This window comes from Evansella vedderi (assembly GCF_030813435.1).
GTDB lineage: Bacteria > Bacillota > Bacilli > Bacillales > Salisediminibacteriaceae > Evansella > Evansella vedderi.
On sequence record NZ_JAUSUG010000004.1, the window covers coordinates 148,478 to 168,307 of the forward strand.

Consider the following 19,830-nt stretch of genomic DNA (forward strand, 5'->3'; position numbering starts at 1 on the left):
GTTACATTTTAACTCATTGCCATTTATTTGTACACTTAGTTCCTAACGGCATCTACTGTTTTTAATGCTTGCTTTAAGTCTGAGTAAATAATGTTACCTACCACAATGGTATCCGCGTATGCTGCCATTTCCTTTGCTTGCTCCAAAGATTCAATGCCACCGCCGTAGAAAAGCTGTGCATTGTCTAACACCTGTTTCACTTTTTTTACAATACTAGGAACACCAAAGGTTCCACTATATTCTAGATAAAAAATTGGCATGGGGAAGAGCTTGTCCACCATTCTCGCATAAGCCACGATATCCTCTTCGTCTAAATTTGTATGTGCTTCTGTTAATTGGGCTACCTTAGATTCTTTATTTAAAACACAATAGCCCTCCGTTAATACTTCATCCCAATTCATGATGGATCCAAATTCCTTAAGGGCACGATGGTGTAAGCCGTTTACCCAAGTAGCATTATTAGTATTTAATACAGATGGAATTAAATAATAATCATATCCTGGAATGATAGAATAGAGATTAGATACTTCCAATGCACATGCAACAGAGTACCGGCGAATTCTCATAAGTAAATCTAATGTATTTTCTTCTGTAACTCCATCACTGCCACCAACAATGATAGCATCCGTTCCGGACTCACAAATGCTCTCCAATGCTTCGTCTGAAATCTCTTTATTAGGGTCTAATTTAAATGCGTGCTTCCACTCTTTATATTCTAACATGGTGGTTGTCGCCTCCAACCTTTTTTACCTTCATTTACTCTGCACATAAGTATATCAAAAAAATATGTATTGCTCATCTACTGTAGTTTTTTTCTTAGATATTGGATGAATATAATATGGCTTGAATACGCTGCAGGCGAACGCCTTTCACTTCTCCAAGCTAATAAAAAAACCGCTCTTCCTTTTAAGAAAGGTGCGGTTTTCCTGCTTTTATTTGCTGCTGGCTTTCTCTTCCCGAACGCGATCCAATGTCATTTTATAACCGTCGTTACCGTAATTAATACAACGTTTTACTCGTGATATGGTAGCTGTACTTGCACCAGTATCCTTTTCAATTCGTTGATACGTATAGCCTTCCATTAGCATTCGAGCAACCTCTAAACGCTGAGCCAGCGATTGAATTTCATTCATTGTACAGAGGTCGTCAAAAAACTGATAGCATTCTTCTAAATCTTTTAAGCTTAATATGGAATTAAATAATTGATCTAACTCTTTTCCTCGCAACTTGTCAATTTGCATTCAATTGGTCACCCTTTCTTACACTATCTGCCTAAAAATATCATAAGGAAAATATTCTCTTTAAATCAGGTTAAAAGAACTCTACATAGGACTCTAGTCCACCATTTCCTGACGGAACAATGTTGATCCAAGTTTGTCCTGGTAAAAATGGCAGTAATTCTCCATCTTTATATGGAAGAATAATTCCGCTATCATTCTTCCACTCCACTTCTTGCACGATACCTTCTTGTATTAAGTAGGCCCTTCCCCCTGACTCAATATCAATTTCACGGCGATTAGACCCAGCATCAATATGGTCTTCTCCTTTCGGAATTACCCGGTGACTTGCCTCTATAATAAAAACATTCCTCGGAGCAACAGGCTTCCTCGTTTCTTGATCTTCTGTAGGTTGTCCACCATTATATCTTAGGTACTTCTTTGAAGCATCATCATATTCAAACCGTACATTGTTAATCATTGAACCATATTTCACCTCGAAGCTTGTTGCTGTATCTCCTGCTGCAAAGGATAATTCGTTTACAAAGTAAAGCTCAGGGGGCTTTCTATTTAAGTCATAGCCACGATGTTCTGCTGCAGCAACTAAGTCGTCATAGGTAGTATACATATTATGGGGAGCAGACCGGTCTGATGAACGGGAAAAGTATCTTCCATCATATGCTAATCCGGAAATATCATCTACATAATCACTCTCTGCCAGTTGTCTACCTCCTGGACTTCCTCCTGCTGATACATAGATGGCATCGAACCCTTTGTTTAAGTGAACATAATAGGCTCGAGCACTTCTAACGGGACCTATCCGATCCGGTTGCTGACTATGATAAAGGGCTAAAAGCCTCGTAATGGTTCCTTCTGAAAGAATTTCATAAACTATATCAGCTTGGTACAGTCCTGATTGAGGTCTCGCATCAATGGAATTTTCAATCATAACTCCAAATACTCGTTTATCCTCTAGTACTTCTTCCGTTTCTATTCCAGTTAAAGGATAAGTAAATAACTCAACTTCCTCTTCTTCCTCTTCTTCCTCTGAATCTTTTTCTACTTCTATAGGATCATCAGCAGGTTCTTCATCACTGCTCACTTCCTCATCTGACTTACAAGCCGCAAGGATAAAGAATAAAAGTAAAAAACTACTTAATAATAAAATAAACTTGCTTCTTGCGGGTTTCATTTAGACCAACCTTTCCTAAATCCTTTACACTTTTATAGTTTAACGCATAATCGAAGGAAAGAGTACTTTTTTCTTTTTTACGTCAAAAATTCCTTTTTGTGTTAGTCGAATGTAAGGAAGATGTGTGGCAGAGAAGAATAATAGGCTATAGATTGGATCAGAAAAGCTATAACCTCTTTCTCCTAAGGCTTCCTTTAGTCTTTTTTCTTGGATTGATAATTCCTTCATAGAGTCTAGTGACATGATTCCGCCGAGTGCTAGTGGAATAGAGACTACTACACCTTCTTCATCAAGAAGCACGATTCCCCCCTCTTGTTTTTTTAATTCCTCAAAGGCCTGTAAGATACCTTGTTTGCTCTTACCAATTAAAATAATATCCCCTGTGTTGGAGAATGAACTTGCAAATCCATAAATATCTTTAGCAAATCCCTTAATAGCAGTACTTACTGTCCATTTTCCAAAACGGTCAATAAACATAAAGAAGCACTCGTCCCGATTATCACTTAACTTTACTGCTGTTAAATCTTGGGTAATGCGATAAGGCTTTACAATAACCTCATTGACCATCTCCAATCCCACTGGCAATGAAAAGTGAAAATCTTCCATTGTAAGGTTCCAATCAATATGGAGAGGTTTCAAACCATAGTTCTCCCAAGGAAATTCGCCTTTTGGAAAACAGCCTTTATTTCCTCTTCTCACCCATTCGCCTTTCGCTAAAACGGCTGTTGGTAAAGGTTCCTCTAAGGAGGATAAAAAGTTAATATTTGCCAATCTTCCCGGAGCTATCATTCCTAAAATATCATCCATATGGTAATGCTTTGCAACGTTAAATGTACACATACCTACTGCCTCGATAAACGGTACCCCATTTTCCACAGCAAGCTTTATTAAATGGTCCATCATTCCATGCTCCATAAAACTCGGTGGTGACCCATCTGTAGTCATTAATAATCGATTATATTGATCAAAACCCGTTTCATGCAGCTCTGAAAGAATTTTTGGCAAGTCTGGTCGGATAGAGGAATATCGAATAGAGGCTGCCATTCCGAGATCTAAACGCTTTAGTACATCATCCCCTGTCATGGACTCATGATCTCCATCTACACCTAACAACGCCATTTGTGTAAGCGTTTTCTCCCCTGCCCCAGGAAAATGCCCTTCAATTGGTTTTCGAACATCCTTTGTTTCCTGCATCCAGTGAAGAATAGAATCATCACCGTTTAGGACACTTAACCAATCAGTTAACTCCCCTCCTTGAACCACATAAGGGTGATCCAGCCACGCCTTCATATTGGAATAGGCAAATATATCATCTTCATTGTTCAATTCTGTTTGGGCATCATACCTGGCCCACCAAAGCAGCGTTGCAGGTGTCTTTTGTAAGTCCCCTATCAAAGTAAGCGCTTTCTTTTTGTTTAAATGTAAAAAAAGAAATAAATTATCATTTATTAGCGTAGTCGTACCAAGTTCTGATGCATACTGCGCCAATGTAAGGGGATGATATAACTGAAATGGGTGAGCATGATGTTCAATATATCCAGGAACTGCATAATGGTTTGATGCATCAAATATCTCCATATTTTCAGATGTATATTGCGGTAGTTGATCCCCAACATAAATAATGCGGTCGTTATATATCCAAATGTTACCCTCCATCCAACATTTCCGGACACTATTTAACCATTTGGCATTTGTAATGACCTTAGTTGGTGATAATTTTCCTCGGATAACTTCTAATTGTCGTCGAATTTCTTTCTTTGTCCAATAATGTGAAAAACCTTTCACCATCTCTTATCACCCAATTTCTTGAAGTGTTATCTCTAATGGTACCATATATTCACTTTAAATCGTTAAAGATTTTATTACAAATTCGTTAAATTTTGGAGGTAAAGTATGAGACAAAATATTGGTTTAATTAACGCTGTAATTCGCATTACATGCGGATTAACTATTGTGGCATGGGCCACATCAAAGCTTGTTCGCCGTCCATACGATTCTATGCCTTTAATATGTACAATACTGGGTGCAATGAAGGTAGCAGAGGGGATCACCCGTTTTTGTCCTTTAACATACCTATTTGAAGAATCGGAATATTACTATGAGGACGAGGATTATGAATATGAAGACGAGGAATATGACGATGATGATACTGCTGTAGAAGTAACAGTAGATCCAACCTAAATACTAAAAGCTGCCTCCGTAGAAGGGCAGCTTTAGTATTTTTAATTTTCCTCAGATAGCTTTATTGCTCGGTGGCCAATGTCCGTTCGATAAAATAATCCTGGCCATTCCTGTTGATGAAGGACATCATACGTTTTTTGAAGTGCATCATCTAGATTTTCACCTAAAGAAGATAGTAAGATAACTCTTCCCCCATTGGTTCTCCAACCATTTTGAGTACCCTTTGTGCCTGCATGGAACCACTTTTGACTTTTCGACAATTTTGGAAGAGAAGCAATAGGTGTACCCTTTTCATAATCACCTGGATACCCTTCTGAAGCAAGCACCACACCGGCACATGCCTTTTCTGCCCAAGATAATCTCATCTCGATTCCAGCCATTACTGATTCAATAACATCCACTAGGTCCGATTCCAGTCGTGGTAAAACAACCTGTGTTTCAGGGTCGCCAAATCGAGCATTAAACTCAATTACTTTAGGTCCACCTTCTGTCATCATTAGTCCTGCATAAAGAATTCCTGTAAATGGAACACCTTCAGCAACCATCGCTCTAGCCATTGGTCGAAGGATCGTCTCTTCCGCTTCCTTCACTAAGTCTTCCGGGATATGTGGAACTGGAGAATAAGCACCCATTCCTCCTGTATTAGGGCCTTCATCTCCGTCAAAAGCACGTTTATGATCTTGAGCAGGAACCATTGGAATAACAGTCTCACCATGAACAAATGCCATGAGTGACAGTTCCTCTCCTCGTAAGCATTCCTCAATTACAACACTTGCTCCTGCTTCACCAAAAGCACGGTTGCCCATAATATCATCTAATGCATAGATGGCTTCTTCTATTGTTTCTGCAACGATAACCCCTTTACCGGCAGCTAGACCGTCTGCCTTCACGACAATGGGAGCCCCCTGCTTATGAACGTAAGCTTTTGCAGCGTCTAGATCTGTAAAAGCTTCGTACTGAGCCGTAGGGACCTCATACTTCTTCATTATTTCCTTTGCAAATTGCTTACTGCCTTCTAGGGTAGCCGCAGCTTTTGATGGACCAAAAACAGTTAAGCCTGCTTCTTGAAAGTCATCCACGATTCCACTAACAAGGGGTGCCTCAGGTCCAACCACTGTTAACTCGATTTCGTTTTCTTTAGCAAATTGTATCAAAGCCCCGTGGTCCTCTTGAGGAATCCCAACCGCTGTCACACCATCCTCTTTCATGGCGTCACTGCCTGGAGCTGCAAACACTTCCGATACCTTTACTGATTGCTGAAGCTTCCAGCATAATGCATGTTCTCGTCCACCACTTCCGATAACTAAAACTTTCAATTTGCTCGCTCCTCCAAAGTTTTTGTATTGATAGACAAAGGGCAAAAAGCACCTTTTATTTATCAATGTTTAAAGTGTCTAACCCCTGTAAACACCATGGCAATTCCGTATTTATCGGCCATGTCTATAGAATCTTGGTCCTTCACTGATCCGCCTGGTTGGATGATTGCTGTAATTCCAGCCTTGGCTGCAGCTTCTACCGTATCACTCATTGGGAAGAAAGCGTCCGATGCCATTACAGACCCTTTTGCTTTTTCACCAGCTTGCTCGATAGCAATCTTTGCTGAGCCTACACGATTCATTTGTCCAGCACCTATACCAATGGTTTGATCTTCCCTTGCAAGCACGATGGCATTTGATTTAACGTGCTTAACAACCTTCCATGCCATTTTCAGCTGCTTCCATTCTTCCTCAGAAGGCTCACGTTTCGTTGGATTTGTTACAGATACATCTTCAAAGCTCAATGTATCTACTTCCTGCATTAAAGCTCCACCGGAAACACTAGTAATAAAGTGCTCTCGCGGTTTATTGTTGCTTAAATCAACTGTTAAAAGGCGTAAATTCTTTTTCACCGTTAAAATCTCTAATGCCTCTTCAGTAAATGCTGGAGCAATAACGATTTCTAAGAAAATATCCTTCATTTTTTCCGCAGTAGGACCGTCTATCTCGCGGTTAGACGCTACAATTCCACCAAATATAGATACTGGATCTGCCTCATAAGCCTTCATAAACGCGTCATAAACAGACTCCCCTATACCTACACCACATGGGTTCATATGCTTGATAGCTGTTACTGCAGGCTCTTTAAAATCACGAATGACAGCTAAAGCAGCGTCGGCGTCGTTAATGTTATTATAAGAAAGCTCCTTACCATGAAGCTGGTTCGCACGGGCGATGGAAGCAGGGTTTCCTAATGGTTTCTCATAGAAGCTAGCATTTTGATGAGGATTCTCCCCATAACGTAACGTTTGTTTTAAGTTATAAGTGACTGTTAATTTCTCAGGTGCTTCATCACCCACCTGCTTCGTTAAATACTCACCAATTAAAGCATCGTAAGCCGCCGTATGACGAAACGCTTTCGCTGCAAGCTTACGTTTTCTTTCTTCAGACAATTCCCCATTCTCTTCCAACTCTTCAATAACAACACCATAATCAGCTGCATCTACAACTATCGCAACGGATGCATGATTTTTCGCTGCTGAACGGATCATAGAAGGTCCACCAATATCAATATTCTCAATGGCATCAGCAAATGTAGAGTCAGGATTTTCAATTGTCGCTTGGAACGGATATAAGTTAACAATGACATAATCAATCATTTCTATGCCATGCTCCTTTGCCGCAGCCATATGGGCAGGTAAATCACGTCTCGCTAGTAGCCCTCCGTGAATATTTGGGTGTAATGTTTTCACACGACCGTCCATCATTTCTGGAAATTCTGTTACATCTTCTATGCCAATAACCTTTACACCAGCTTCAGCTAAAGTCTTTTTCGTACCGCCGGTAGAAATGATTTCAATTCCTAAATCCTCCAGCTTCTGTACAAACTCAATGATTCCTGTTTTGTCCGAAACACTTACTAACGCTCGTTTTTTCACCGTTACACTCTCCTTATTTGTCTACCCTGAAAATTCGAATCTGGTTGTCATTCGCTACGGTCCACTCCCTTTCCGCGGACGACCTACCAAGCCCCCACGAGCTTCGCCCTGTGTGGTCTTGGCTTGCTCGTTCTTCCGCAGGAGTGTCGTGGACCTTCGCTCATTCCAATGCAGACTATAATTTTCATTTTCCATGGTGGCAATTATCATTTCCATGGAGGTCTACCTTGTAATAAGTTCATAATTTAAAATAATCTAAATCAACTCTAGTGTTTTACAGAGCCTATTTTCTCAATGACTCGTTGTATGGTCTTTGGATACAGACGATGCTCTACTTGTTGAATTTTTCTTTGTACGTCCTCGCGTGTATCTCCATCTTCAATACGAATGGCCTCCTGGTCGATGATCGGGCCAGTGTCCATGCCAGCATCCACAAAATGAACCGTTACACCGCTTACCCTTACTTTGGCATCAAAGGCTTGACCAATGGCATCAAGCCCTGGGAAAGACGGCAACAGAGAAGGATGAATATTGATAATCTTATGTTCAAAGGCATTCAATAGCGTGGGGCCTATCAACCGCATATAACCTGCTAAAATAATTAATTCCACATTATAGTTCTGAAGCTTATCCAAAATCGCAAACTCATACGCTTCCTTTGTGACAAAATCCTTCGGTTGGAACAAGAAGGCAGGGACACCATGGCCCTTCGCTCGCTCCATGGCATAGGCATTAGGCTTATCACAAACAAGCAGTTTTACCTCTCCCTGGATATCCCCACGATTCACAGCCTCCATGACCGCCTCGAAGTTACTCCCGTTTCCTGAAGCAAAAACAGCCAATTTCATTATGCCTTCTCTCCTTTAAACGTCACTCCAGATCCTCTAACCACTTCACCGATCACAACCGGTACATCTCCGTTATCCCGAAGAGTCCCGAGAACATCTTCCACATCTGAATCCTTCACCGTTAATACCAAACCAATCCCAGCATTAAACGTCTCATATAAATCCGTCTGAGTAAGATTCCCCTTCTCCACTAACCATTGGAAAACAGTCGGAAGTTCCCACGCATCCACATTGATTTTCGCCCCTAAACCGTCAGGTAGCATGCGAGGAATATTCTCGATTAATCCACCACCCGTGATATGTGCTGCAGCAACGACCTTTCCTGTGGCAAAAAACGGTTGCAACGTCTTTACATAAATGCGTGTTGGCTCGATGAAGACCTCTCCAACTGATTTTTCCGTTCCATCAAAGGAGTCACCCCACGTTAAGCCTTGTTCATTGATGATTTTTCGAACAAGAGAAAACCCATTACTGTGAACTCCACTGGAAGGAACACCGATCAATACATCACCTTCCGTAACGTTGTTCGGGTCGAAAAGCTGACTCTTTTCTGCAATCCCTACAACGAAACCGGCAACGTCATATTCCTCCGGCTTATAAAGACCAGGCATTTCAGCCGTTTCCCCACCGATTAAAGCAGCACCCGATTGACGGCAGCCTTCTGCAATACCGGAAACAACCTGCTCCACCACCTCAGGGTCATTTACCCCAAGGGCTAAATAATCTAGAAAAAAGAGAGGAGAGGCTCCTTGCACAACGATATCATTGACACACATGGCTACTGCATCTATTCCAATGGTATCATGCTTATCCATTTCTTGCGCGATTAATAATTTTGTTCCAACACCATCTGTGCCTGACACCAAAACAGGCTCTTTATAGGAAAAGGAAGAAAGGTCAAACAATCCTCCGAAGCTTCCAAGGCCCCCGAGAACTTCTGGGCGTCTTGTGGATTCCACATGCTTCTTTATACGACGAACCCCTTCGTAGCCTGCCTCGATATTTACACCGGCTGATTCATAAGCTTTTGACATTGTTTAATCCTCTCCTTAGCACTTCTCGTGTGGATGGTCTGTTTCTGGATAAATTTCCGTTGGATATTGACCTGTAAAACAAGCGAGACACTGTCCACGATTCTCTAAATGTACAGGTCGTCCAATCCCTTCCTGTAATCCCTCTACACTTAAGAATTCTAATGTATCTGCACCAATTTCCTCACGGATTTCTTCCACTGTTTTTACAGCAGAAATTAATTCTCCCTTAGTGGATGTATCTATTCCATAGAAACAAGGGTTAGTAATAGGAGGTGCACTTATTCTTACATGGACCTCTTTCGCTCCTACTTCACGAAGTAATTTCACAATTCTTCGGCTCGTTGTTCCACGAACGATGGAATCATCGATCATGACAACACGTTTACCTTCTACCACTCCACGTACTGCAGAAAGCTTCATTTTTACCCCTTGTTCACGTAATTCTTGAGAAGGTTGGATGAAGGTCCTGCCAACATAACGGTTCTTTATTAAACCGAGCTCATATGGGATACCCGTTTGCTCTGCATAACCAATGGCAGCGGAAATACTTGAATCCGGTACACCTGTGACTATATCTGCTTCTACTGGAGCTTCTAATGCAAGCTGTTTCCCAAGACTTTTTCTCGCTTGGTGTACGTTAATTTGGTCCACATTACTATCAGGGCGTGCAAAATACACGTATTCCATGGAACAGATTGCACGCTTTGGAGAAGAAGAAAAACGTTCACTTCGAAGACCTTCATCATCAATGATTACTAATTCTCCTGGCTCTACCTCACGCTCGTACGTAGCACCGATAATGTCAAATGCGCATGTCTCTGAAGATAGAACATAGGCATCCCCTAGGCGACCAATAGATAAGGGGCGAAGGCCATTTGGGTCGAGGGCTGCAATAAGTTTATCCTCAACCATAAACATAAAGGCATAGGCACCCTTGACCATCGTTAACGCATTTTTAATTTGGTCAACAATATCTTCAAATCCACTACGCTTTATAAGATGGGCAACAACCTCCGTATCCGATGTTGTTTGAAAAATACTTCCCTGTCTTTCTAATTGGTGCTTTAATGACGTAGCATTCACTAAGTTTCCGTTATGAGCAAGTGCTAGACTACCTCTCTGGGAATTGAATACTAACGGCTGTACATTTAATAAGTTACTTCCACCTGCTGTTGTGTAACGAACATGGCCGATGGCGCCCTTTCCATACATATCGTTAATTTCGCCTTTTCCAAATACATCATTTACAAGACCCATTCCTTTATGGGCCTTTAGCTTTTCCCCATCACTAACGACAATTCCGGCACCTTCCTGCCCTCGATGTTGAAGACTATGAAGACCGTAATATGCGATAGGAGCGGGGTCTTTATGACCCCAGATTCCGAATACTCCACATTCTTCGTTTAACCCTTTTATTTCAGCAAGCATGAAATGGCACCTCTCCATGTGTCTTCAAGTTGTTTTACTTCCTCGTTCAGGACAATGTTTCCAGCTTTATCTAGGACCGTTAGGGTTGCGTTTGTCGTTACTTCTCCGATTTGAACAGCCTCAGGAACGATCGCCTCAAACTGATCCTTTTTCTCTTTAGAAACAGTAATAATATATCGAGATGGCGTTTCGGCAAAGCTTTCCTTCACAACGTTTTCTCCATTGAGCTTAACCTTTGCACCAAACTCAGTACCGAAAGTAGACTCAGCCAATGCAACAAGGAATCCACCCTCTGCCAAATCATGGGCTGACGCTACTGTCCCTGCTTGGATGGCGGCTAATACTTGGTCTTGGCGAGCTTTTTCCACTTGTAGATCAAGAGCAGGAGCTTTCCCAGAAATGGAACCTTGTTGAAGCTTCTGAAGCTCACTTCCACCAAAGTCATTTGCCGCTTCACCAATCACATAGATTAAATCTCCATCGTTCTGGAACTGCTGCTTTGTAATGTGATCCACATGTTCTACAAGTCCAACCATACCGATTACTGGCGTTGGATAAACAGCTACACCGTTTGTTTCGTTATATAAAGATACGTTACCACCGATAACCGGTGTATCTAATACCCGACAAGCTTCACTTAAACCATCTGTAGATTTTTCTAACTGCCAGAAGATCTCTGGTTTTTCAGGGCTACCGTAGTTTAAGCAGTCTGTTACACCAAGGGGCTTCGCACCAGAACAAACAAGGTTTCTTGCTGCTTCTGCAATGGCAATTTGCCCACCAACTTCTGGATCTAAATAAATGTAGCGAGAGTTACAGTCAGTTGTCATGGCAAGAGCTTTTTCTGTACCACGAATACGTAAAACGGCTGCGTCAGATCCAGGGGCAACAACTGTATTTGTTCTTACCATATAATCGTATTGGTCATAAACCCACTCTTTACTAGCGACTGTCGGTTGCGCTAAAAGCTCCTTCAAGGTTTCACTTACATTCGTTACTTCTGGTTGGAATGCTGCTTCCTTTTGGAATTGACGGAAGTAAGCAGGCTCCGCTGATGGCTTATGGTATACAGGAGCATCCTCTGCTAACGCATCAACAGGTACGTCTGCCACCACTTCCCCTTTATGAAGTAAACGAAGCTTTTTGTCGTCTGTTACACGGCCCACGATTACTGCTTCTAAGCCCCATCGCTCAAAAACCTCGATCATTTCCTGCTCGCGGCCTTTTTGTACGACAAGAAGCATTCTTTCTTGCGATTCTGACAGCATCATTTCATATGCCGTCATCCCCTTTTCACGCTGAGGTACTTTATCTAAATCCATTTCAATCCCTGAGCCCGCTTTACTTGCCATCTCCGCAGAGGAAGAGGTAAGACCTGCAGCACCCATATCTTGAATCCCAACAAGGGCATCATTTTTAATTGCTTCTAGACAAGCCTCAAGTAATAGTTTTTCCATAAACGGATCTCCAACCTGTACCGCTGGACGCTTCGCTTCAGATGCTTCGCTTAGCTCCTCAGATGCGAAAGTGGCACCGTGGATACCGTCACGACCGGTGCTTGCTCCTACATAAATTACGGAGTTTCCTACACCCTTCGCTTGCCCCTTTTGAATATCCTTATGATCAATTAATCCAACACACATGGCGTTAACTAATGGGTTTCCTTCATAGCATGGGTCGAATTGTACTTCTCCACCAACTGTCGGGATACCGATACAGTTACCATAGCCGGCAATACCTGCAACAACTTCCTCAAATAAGTATTTAACCCGAGGATTTTTCAACTCACCAAAACGAAGGGAGTTTAATAGGGCTACTGGACGCGCTCCCATGGAGAAAACGTCACGAATGATTCCACCTACACCTGTTGCAGCCCCTTGATACGGCTCAATAGCTGACGGATGGTTATGACTTTCGATTTTGAAAACAACCGCTTGCTCGTCTCCAATATCGATGATCCCTGCACCCTCTCCAGGTCCTTGGAGTACCTTTTCACCATTAGTTGGGAATTTCTTTAACACTACTTTTGAGTTTTTGTAGCTACAGTGCTCAGACCACATAACGGAGAAAAGTCCGATTTCCGTGTAATTAGGTAGGCGACCTAAAATGTTTTCTACCATTTTAAATTCAGAATCTGAAAGGCCCATTTCAGCATAGATTTTCTCGTCTTTAATCATTTGTGGAGATGGTTCATGAAGTAATTGCATTGCGTTCCCTCCAATGGCTTAAAATCGATTTAAATAAAGTAAGACCGTCATTTGAACCTAGTAAGGAATCTACCGCTCTTTCCGGATGTGGCATCATCCCTAATACATTCCCTGCTTCGTTCGTAATACCAGCAATACTATTCACTGATCCATTAATATCATCTTTGTAAGAAAATAAAATTTGATTGTTCGCCTTTAATGTTTCTAATGTTACCTCATCACAGTAATAGTTACCTTCACCGTGGGCAACTGGAATCGTGATCTCTTGTCCCTTTTCATATTCCTTTGTAAACATGGTGCCGCCATTTTCCACAACAAGTTGAACGGGACGGCAAATGAATTTAAGATCTTTGTTACGACGCATTGCTCCTGGCAAGAGTCCTGCCTCTAGTAAAATTTGAAATCCGTTACAAACACCTAGTACAGGCTTTCCTTCGTTAGCTGCTTTGATTACAGACTCCATGATTGGAGAAAAACGGGCAATAGCTCCTGTACGCAAATAGTCACCATAGGAGAATCCTCCCGGTAATAAAACACCGTCGAAGCCTTCTAAGCTTGTTTCATCGTGCCAAACGTATTCAGCGTCAACGCCAAGCTCATCCTTCACTGCATGGTACATGTCTAGGTCACAGTTGGATCCTGGAAACACGATTACGGCAAATTTCATTGAGAAACTACCTCCTCAATTTCGAAACGATAGTCTTCAATTACTGGGTTTGCAAGAAGCTTTTCACACATTTCAGTGACTGCAGCTTCAATTTTGTCTTCCGTGCTCTCTATTTGTAATGTCATTACTTTACCGATACGAACATCTTCCACACCAGCAAATCCAAGGTGGTGTAATGAACTCTTTACCGCTGCTCCTGCAGGATCTAATACCGCTTCTTTTAACGAGATAAATACTTTCACTTCATATAACATTATTTATGTCCCCCTAGTCGAGTAAGAATAGTTTCATAGCCATCTTGCAAGTTACCAAGTTGAAATCTAAATAAATCTTTATCAAAGGATTCCCCCGTTTTTTCGTCCCACAATCGGCACGTATCGGGAGATATTTCATCTGCTAAAAGAATGGCACCTGTATGGTCTCTACCAAACTCAAGCTTAAAATCTACTAATTGGATACCAATGTTTTTAAACAATCGTTTAAGATGTTCGTTTACCTTTAATGCCATCGATTTAAGCTGCTCCACTTCTTCAACACTTGCAATCTCCATCACTCGGATATGCTCTTCTGTCATTAATGGGTCCCCTAAATCATCATCTTTATAATAAAACTCTACAATTGGAGGTGCGAAAACAGTGCCACGTTCAAACCCTAGTCGCTTTACTAGACTACCAGCAGCCACATTTCGTACCACTACTTCAATTGGAACGATAGACACCTTTTTTACAAGCTGCTCATTGCTCGATAATCTTTCAATAAAGTGACTTTCAATCCCTTCTTCCTTTAACTGGGTGAAAATAAGTGAACTAATTTCATTATTTAGACGACCTTTCCCTTCCAATACATCCTTCTTTTCACCGTTAAATGCAGTGGCATCATCCTTGTATTCTACCCAAAGAACTTCAGGCTCTTCTGTAGCATAAATACGCTTTGCTTTTCCTTCGTAAAGACAAGCTCCTTTAATCAAGGTGCTCCCTCCATTCGTCATAATTTTGGGAATTATCATAATGCAGTTAGGGTAGTGTCTCAAAACTCCCTTTCATGAGACACCCCTAAATCTCGTTAATTAACTGTTTAAACCTAAGCGGTCAAAAATAGTATCCACATGCTTTAAATGGTGGTTGTAGTCGAAGCAATCGTCCAGTTCCTCTTTTGATAAGTGCTTCATAATTTGTTCGTCCTCTTCTACTAGGCTGCGAAATGGAACTGCTTTTTCCCAAGCTTCCATTGCCTTTGGTTGAACTAAATCATATGCTTCTTCCCTTACCATACCTTTATCAATTAACGTTAATAGTACTCGTTGGGAGTAAATTAACCCGTACGTTCTGTCCATATTTCGCTTCATGTTTTCTGGGAATACCGTTAAATTTTTCACGATGTTTCCGAAGCGATTAAGCATATAGTTTAGCAAGATTGTTGCATCAGGAAGGATAATTCTTTCCGCTGAGGAGTGTGAAATATCCCTTTCATGCCATAATGCAATGTTTTCATAGGCAGTAACAACATGACCACGCAATACTCTTGCAAGACCTGTCATATTTTCTGAGCCAATTGGATTACGTTTGTGTGGCATAGCAGAAGATCCCTTTTGACCCTTTGCAAAAAATTCTTCCACTTCACGAGTTTCACTTTTTTGAAGTCCACGAATCTCTACTGCCATTTTTTCAATGGAAGAAGCTATTAAAGAAAGGGTAGCTACATAATGAGCATGTCGGTCCCTTTGTAGCGTTTGTGTAGAAATTTTTGCAGCTTCTAACCCTAATCCTTCACAAACATATTTTTCTACGAAAGGTTCGATATTGGCGTACGTTCCAACGGCACCAGAGATTTTTCCTACACGAACAGATTCTGCAGCATGACGGAAACGTTCTAAATTTCGGTTCATTTCCTCGTACCAAAGGGCTAATTTCAAACCGAAAGTGGTTGGCTCAGCGTGAACACCGTGGGTTCTTCCCATCATTACTGTCATCTTATGTTCCTTTGCCTTTTCCTTTAGGATCTCAATAAAGTTAAGAATATCTTTTTCTAAGATTTCATTTGCTTGGCGTAGAAGGTAAGATAACGCTGTATCCACCACGTCAGTTGATGTTAATCCGTAGTGAACCCACTTTCTTTCTTCTCCTAGAGTTTCTGAAACAGCACGGGTGAAAGCTACAACGTCATGACGAGTTTCTTCTTCAATTTCCTTAATTCTGTCTACATTAAAGCTTGCATTTTCGCGGATTTTTTGTACATCTTCTTTAGGAATTTCCCCAAGCTCTGCCCATGCTTCACAAGCTTGAATTTCCACCTCTAACCACGCTTGAAATCGATTTTCTTCTGTCCAAATGGTGCCCATTTCAGGTCTTGTATAACGTTCGATCATGTTTTTTTCCTCCTACGTTTGCTACCATGTTTTAATATTGTCCTAGTTTTTTTAAAGAATGTGTTTTTTGAGAAATAATATGGTTTGGATACGCTATTTTCTATATATGTTCAGTCGGTCTTCCAAATGGGTGATTTGTTTATTTCCTCTAAGGCTTTTTCTACTGAATTGGCTAAGACGTTGACATGCCCCATCTTTCGTCCTTGTTTTGCCTCTGCTTTCCCATATAAGTGCAAGTGGGCACCCTTTAAGTCTCTTATATGTTCTATCACCTTTGGCATATGTTCCCCTAAAATATTGACCATTACAACAGGTTTAAGTAATTCCGTACTTCCAAGGGGCCAACCGCACACAGCACGGATGTGCTGATTAAATTGAGAGGTCTCACATGCATTGATCGTGTAGTGTCCTGAATTATGTGGTCTTGGCGCTAACTCATTTACGTATAATTCATTACCTACAACGAACATTTCCACCGCAAGTGTACCGACGAGATTAAAGGATTCTGCCAGCTGCTTCGCTAAACGGACAGCCTCCTCTTCCACCTCCTTCGAAACTCTTGCTGGGACAATCGTTTGGTGAAGAATATTATTATGGTGAATATTTTCTGCAATTGGAAAGTTAGAAAGTTCTCCAAAAACACTTCGTGTAACAATGACAGACACTTCCATATCAAATTGGATCCAAGCCTCTAAAACAAAAGGCCCTTCCTCCTTCATTTCTTCCCAAACATCTTGCAGTTTACTAGCTTCTCGGATAACCCGTTGACCTTTCCCATCATATCCGCCCCTAGTAGTTTTCAAAACGGCCGGAAGGCCTAAATCTTTAACAGCTTCCGTTAATTCATCCACCGTTTTTACTGAACGGTACGGTACTACTGGAACATGGAAGGAAGAAATAGCACGTTTCTCTTGTATTCTGTCTTGTGTTATAGCAAGGAGATCACTGCCTTGCGGTAAATACATTTGCTTTTCTAGCCAATTTGCTGTATCAGAATTGATGTTCTCAAATTCATAAGTAAGGACATCACATACCTCACTAAGCCTCTCCGCACCTTGGAGGTCATCGTAAGCAGCTTCTACCTGTATATCCGCTAACTGACCACAAGGTGAATTAGGTGTTGGCTCTAAAACAGCAACTCCATACCCCATTTCTCGAGCAGAAAGTGCCATCATTCTCCCCAATTGTCCTCCACCTAAAATACCAATGGTTTTACCTGGCTCGATCCAATGGCCTCTCATAGTAAATCTCCGTTTTCTAATACTTCTTTTTGTTTTGATTGTCTTCTATCTTCTAGTCGTTGTCTTAATGCAGGATCATGAACTGCAAGCTGTTGTGCAGCCAATAACGCTGCGTTTACGGCACCAGCTTTTCCAATGGCTACAGTTGCGACTGGAACTCCCGCTGGCATTTGAACGATGGACAATAAGGAATCCATGCCATTTAGTGCCTTCGATTGGACGGGCACCCCAATAACAGGTAACGTTGTTTTTGCAGCTACCATTCCAGGAAGGTGTGCTGCTCCCCCTGCTCCTGCGATGATCACTTCCAACCCTCTTTCTACTGCTGTTTCAGCATATTCAAACATATAATCTGGAGTCCGATGTGCAGAAACGACTTTTTTCTCGTAAGGTACTCCTAATTCATCAAGGGTTTCTGCTGTATTTTTCATTGTTTCCCAATCAGACGTTGAACCCATAATGACACCAACTTTAACGGCCATCACGACGCCTCCTTATATAATTTCTTTAGAAAATTCCATAAAAAAACGTGTTCTTTTGTCAATTTTGAGGGGACAAAGGAACACGTGAGTTATCCATAGCCATAGACAACCAAATATTATTTTTGAAAAACAATATTGTTGGTTGTATGCTAACACGTAGTCACCCTCATAGTCCGATGATTTACGGTCACCGGGTAGAAACTTTCGGGCCATATTCCCGAGGATTATATGAGGTATTTTTTCTTCTTTTTGATAGTTCTATCATAACAAGAGGCTAAATCAAAAGTCAACCAAAATTCGAACATTAAATTAAAGGCGACTATTAATGTTCGTGTTTTGATGAAAAGTTACGAGAGATTTTCTTTCATTTGTTCACATTTGTTTTTTCAGAGCATACATTTCCAATTATTTCTTCTAATACAATAATTCGATTAATTTTTGTACTTGTTTGATAATTAAAGTAAAATAGAATTCTAACAGTATGTATGTCCAAATTGAAAGGAAGAAAAAAATGAAAAATCCTAAATTAAAAGAACTTCTAGAAAATTGGTTATTAGAAGCCTCTATAGATGATATTCAAGAAAAATTTTCCAGTGGGGAGCTTACATCTCGAGAGCTTACACTACTTTATTTAAACAGAATTGCCAATGTGGATAAAAAGGAGGGTGGAGTGAATTCCATCTTAGAAGTAAATCCAGACGCATTACAAATTGCTGATGCATTGGATAAAGAAAGGTTTCAAGCTGGAGCAAGGGGACCTCTACACGGGATACCTGTATTAATTAAAGATAATATTGCTACGAAAGACAAAATGCACACAAGCGCCGGATCATTAGCATTGGCTGATTCTTATGCCATTAAGGATGCATTCATTGTTGAGAAATTACGAGAAGCAGGAGCAGTTATTCTCGGAAAAACAAATATGACCGAATGGGCCAACTTCATGACGCAAGGAATGCCTAGCGGATATAGTTCAAGGGGAGGTCAGGTAAAAAATCCATATGGAGATCCATTTGATTGTGGCGGCTCCAGTTCGGGCTCTGGAAGCTCTATTGCAGCCAATTTAGCTGTTGTTGCCGTTGGTACAGAAACATCAGGCTCTATTTTAAGTCCTGCAAGCCAGAACTCATTAGTTGGAGTTAAACCAACTGTAGGATTGGTCAGCAGAACTGGCATTATTCCCATTTCCCACACACAAGATACCGCTGGACCAATGGCTCGAACAGTAAAGGATGCAGCTTTGTTACTTAATGCGTTGACAGGTTTAGATCCCCAAGATACTGTAACGGGAACGAATGCCGCATATAAGGAATTTGATTTTACTTCCGTATTGGATCCGGATGGCCTTAAGGGAGCAAAAATAGGCATTGCAAGGGAAACATATTTTGAATATTTAAAAGGAGATAAAGTTTTCCTATTAAACGATGCCATCGAGAAGCTACAAGAACTAGGGGCAGAGGTAGTGGATGTGGTGATACCTTCCACAAAGGAAAAATGGACATATGATGTGCTGGTACATGAATTTAAGGTAGGCTTAAACGCCTATTTGAAGGAATATACTAGCGGAAAGGGTGAAATTCGCTCCTTAGCTGATGTGATTGCCTTTAACTACCGTCAACCTAAAGGGATGTTAAAGTATGGACAAACACTATTAGTGGAAGCAGAAAACACCAGCGGAACCTTAACAGAAGGAAAATATTTAGAAAGCTTAGAGCAAGATCAATACTTATCAAAGGAAGGTGGAATTGATGCAGCGTTAGTGGAGAATGGGCTAGATGCCATCCTTTTCCCGAACAACTTCGGTGCAGCTATTCCTGCAAAAGCAGGCTATCCATCCGTAACCGTTCCTTGCGGCTATACTGGAGAAGGAGAGCCAGTTGGAATTACCTTTACGGGTTCCGCTTATTCCGAGGCAACATTATTGAAATTAGCCTACGCGTATGAACAAGGAACAAAGCACCGTGTTGCGCCTAAGGTTTAAATTTGCTATTGAATCACCGTGATTATATATCATGGTGATTTTTTATGTAGTCCGCTTTTTTTGTGGCTCCTAG

The 19,830-nt window shown here is 41.2% G+C and carries 18 protein-coding genes and 1 riboswitch; of the genes, 2 read left to right on the forward strand and 16 right to left on the reverse strand.

Features of this window, described 5'->3' with window-relative positions; translation table 11 throughout:
• Positions 1–35 precede the first annotated feature (35 nt).
• The 4 genes from pcrB to J2S74_RS06970 all read right to left on the reverse strand — a co-directional run bounded on the left by pcrB (position 36) and on the right by J2S74_RS06970 (position 4,197).
• Positions 36–722, reverse strand: a complete 687-nt coding sequence (gene pcrB / locus J2S74_RS06955) for a heptaprenylglyceryl phosphate synthase (protein ID WP_307323476.1) — start codon at positions 720–722, stop codon at positions 36–38.
• Positions 723–932: 210 nt separating this feature from the next.
• A complete protein-coding gene (locus J2S74_RS06960) occupies positions 933–1,241 on the reverse strand; it encodes a YerC/YecD family TrpR-related protein (protein ID WP_307323478.1) in 309 nt (102 codons plus the stop codon).
• Positions 1,242–1,311: 70 nt separating this feature from the next.
• On the reverse strand, positions 1,312–2,409 hold the full coding sequence (locus tag J2S74_RS06965; protein ID WP_307323481.1) for a DUF3048 domain-containing protein: 1,098 nt from the start codon (positions 2,407–2,409) through the stop codon (positions 1,312–1,314).
• Positions 2,410–2,448: 39 nt separating this feature from the next.
• Positions 2,449–4,197, reverse strand: a complete 1,749-nt coding sequence (locus J2S74_RS06970; protein WP_307323484.1) for an adenine deaminase C-terminal domain-containing protein — start codon at positions 4,195–4,197, stop codon at positions 2,449–2,451.
• A 105-nt stretch (positions 4,198–4,302) separates the two neighbouring features.
• Between J2S74_RS06970 and J2S74_RS06975 the strand changes: the two genes are divergently transcribed.
• Positions 4,303–4,590, forward strand: coding sequence for a YgaP family membrane protein (locus tag J2S74_RS06975; RefSeq protein WP_307323487.1), 288 nt, complete (start codon positions 4,303–4,305; stop codon positions 4,588–4,590).
• A 41-nt stretch (positions 4,591–4,631) separates the two neighbouring features.
• On the opposite strand, the gene purD is transcribed toward J2S74_RS06975, so the two are convergent.
• The 12 genes from purD to purE all read right to left on the reverse strand — a co-directional run bounded on the left by purD (position 4,632) and on the right by purE (position 17,776).
• The gene (purD, locus tag J2S74_RS06980; RefSeq protein ID WP_307323489.1) at positions 4,632–5,906 is read right to left on the reverse strand and encodes a phosphoribosylamine--glycine ligase; all 1,275 of its coding nucleotides are present in this window, start codon (positions 5,904–5,906) and stop codon (positions 4,632–4,634) included.
• Between the two features lie 62 nt (positions 5,907–5,968).
• Positions 5,969–7,504, reverse strand: a complete 1,536-nt coding sequence (gene purH / locus J2S74_RS06985; protein ID WP_307323491.1) for a bifunctional phosphoribosylaminoimidazolecarboxamide formyltransferase/IMP cyclohydrolase — start codon at positions 7,502–7,504, stop codon at positions 5,969–5,971.
• Between the two features lie 266 nt (positions 7,505–7,770).
• Positions 7,771–8,355, reverse strand: a complete 585-nt coding sequence (gene purN / locus J2S74_RS06990; protein WP_307323738.1) for a phosphoribosylglycinamide formyltransferase — start codon at positions 8,353–8,355, stop codon at positions 7,771–7,773.
• Positions 8,352–9,386, reverse strand: coding sequence for a phosphoribosylformylglycinamidine cyclo-ligase (gene purM, locus J2S74_RS06995; protein WP_307323494.1), 1,035 nt, complete (start codon positions 9,384–9,386; stop codon positions 8,352–8,354). Before purM ends, purN begins: the two co-directional genes overlap by 4 nt.
• Positions 9,387–9,401: 15 nt before the next feature.
• Positions 9,402–10,814 (reverse strand): amidophosphoribosyltransferase, encoded by a 1,413-nt coding sequence (purF, locus tag J2S74_RS07000; RefSeq protein WP_307323497.1) that lies wholly within the window; start codon positions 10,812–10,814, stop codon positions 9,402–9,404.
• Positions 10,799–13,021, reverse strand: coding sequence for a phosphoribosylformylglycinamidine synthase subunit PurL (purL, locus tag J2S74_RS07005; protein WP_307323500.1), 2,223 nt, complete (start codon positions 13,019–13,021; stop codon positions 10,799–10,801). The genes purF and purL overlap by 16 nt, the downstream gene beginning before the upstream one ends.
• Complete coding sequence (gene purQ / locus J2S74_RS07010; protein WP_307323503.1) at positions 13,005–13,688, reverse strand: phosphoribosylformylglycinamidine synthase subunit PurQ; 684 nt, start codon at positions 13,686–13,688, stop codon at positions 13,005–13,007. Before purQ ends, purL begins: the two co-directional genes overlap by 17 nt.
• Positions 13,685–13,942: a phosphoribosylformylglycinamidine synthase subunit PurS gene (purS, locus tag J2S74_RS07015; RefSeq protein WP_307323507.1), complete on the reverse strand. Its 258-nt coding sequence runs from the start codon at positions 13,940–13,942 to the stop codon at positions 13,685–13,687. The genes purQ and purS overlap by 4 nt, the downstream gene beginning before the upstream one ends.
• Positions 13,942–14,655, reverse strand: coding sequence for a phosphoribosylaminoimidazolesuccinocarboxamide synthase (purC, locus tag J2S74_RS07020; RefSeq protein ID WP_307323511.1), 714 nt, complete (start codon positions 14,653–14,655; stop codon positions 13,942–13,944). Before purC ends, purS begins: the two co-directional genes overlap by 1 nt.
• A 99-nt stretch (positions 14,656–14,754) precedes the next feature.
• Positions 14,755–16,053, reverse strand: coding sequence for an adenylosuccinate lyase (gene purB, locus J2S74_RS07025; RefSeq protein WP_307323513.1), 1,299 nt, complete (start codon positions 16,051–16,053; stop codon positions 14,755–14,757).
• 110 nt (positions 16,054–16,163) lie between these two features.
• Positions 16,164–17,294, reverse strand: a complete 1,131-nt coding sequence (purK, locus tag J2S74_RS07030; RefSeq protein WP_307323515.1) for a 5-(carboxyamino)imidazole ribonucleotide synthase — start codon at positions 17,292–17,294, stop codon at positions 16,164–16,166.
• A complete protein-coding gene (gene purE / locus J2S74_RS07035; RefSeq protein WP_307323517.1) occupies positions 17,291–17,776 on the reverse strand; it encodes a 5-(carboxyamino)imidazole ribonucleotide mutase in 486 nt (161 codons plus the stop codon). Before purE ends, purK begins: the two co-directional genes overlap by 4 nt.
• Before the next feature lie 149 nt (positions 17,777–17,925).
• Positions 17,926–18,028, reverse strand: a riboswitch (purine riboswitch).
• 259 nt (positions 18,029–18,287) lie between these two features.
• Between purE and J2S74_RS07040 the strand changes: the two genes are divergently transcribed.
• Positions 18,288–19,757: an amidase family protein gene (locus J2S74_RS07040; protein WP_307323519.1), complete on the forward strand. Its 1,470-nt coding sequence runs from the start codon at positions 18,288–18,290 to the stop codon at positions 19,755–19,757.
• Positions 19,758–19,830: the final 73 nt, after the last annotated feature.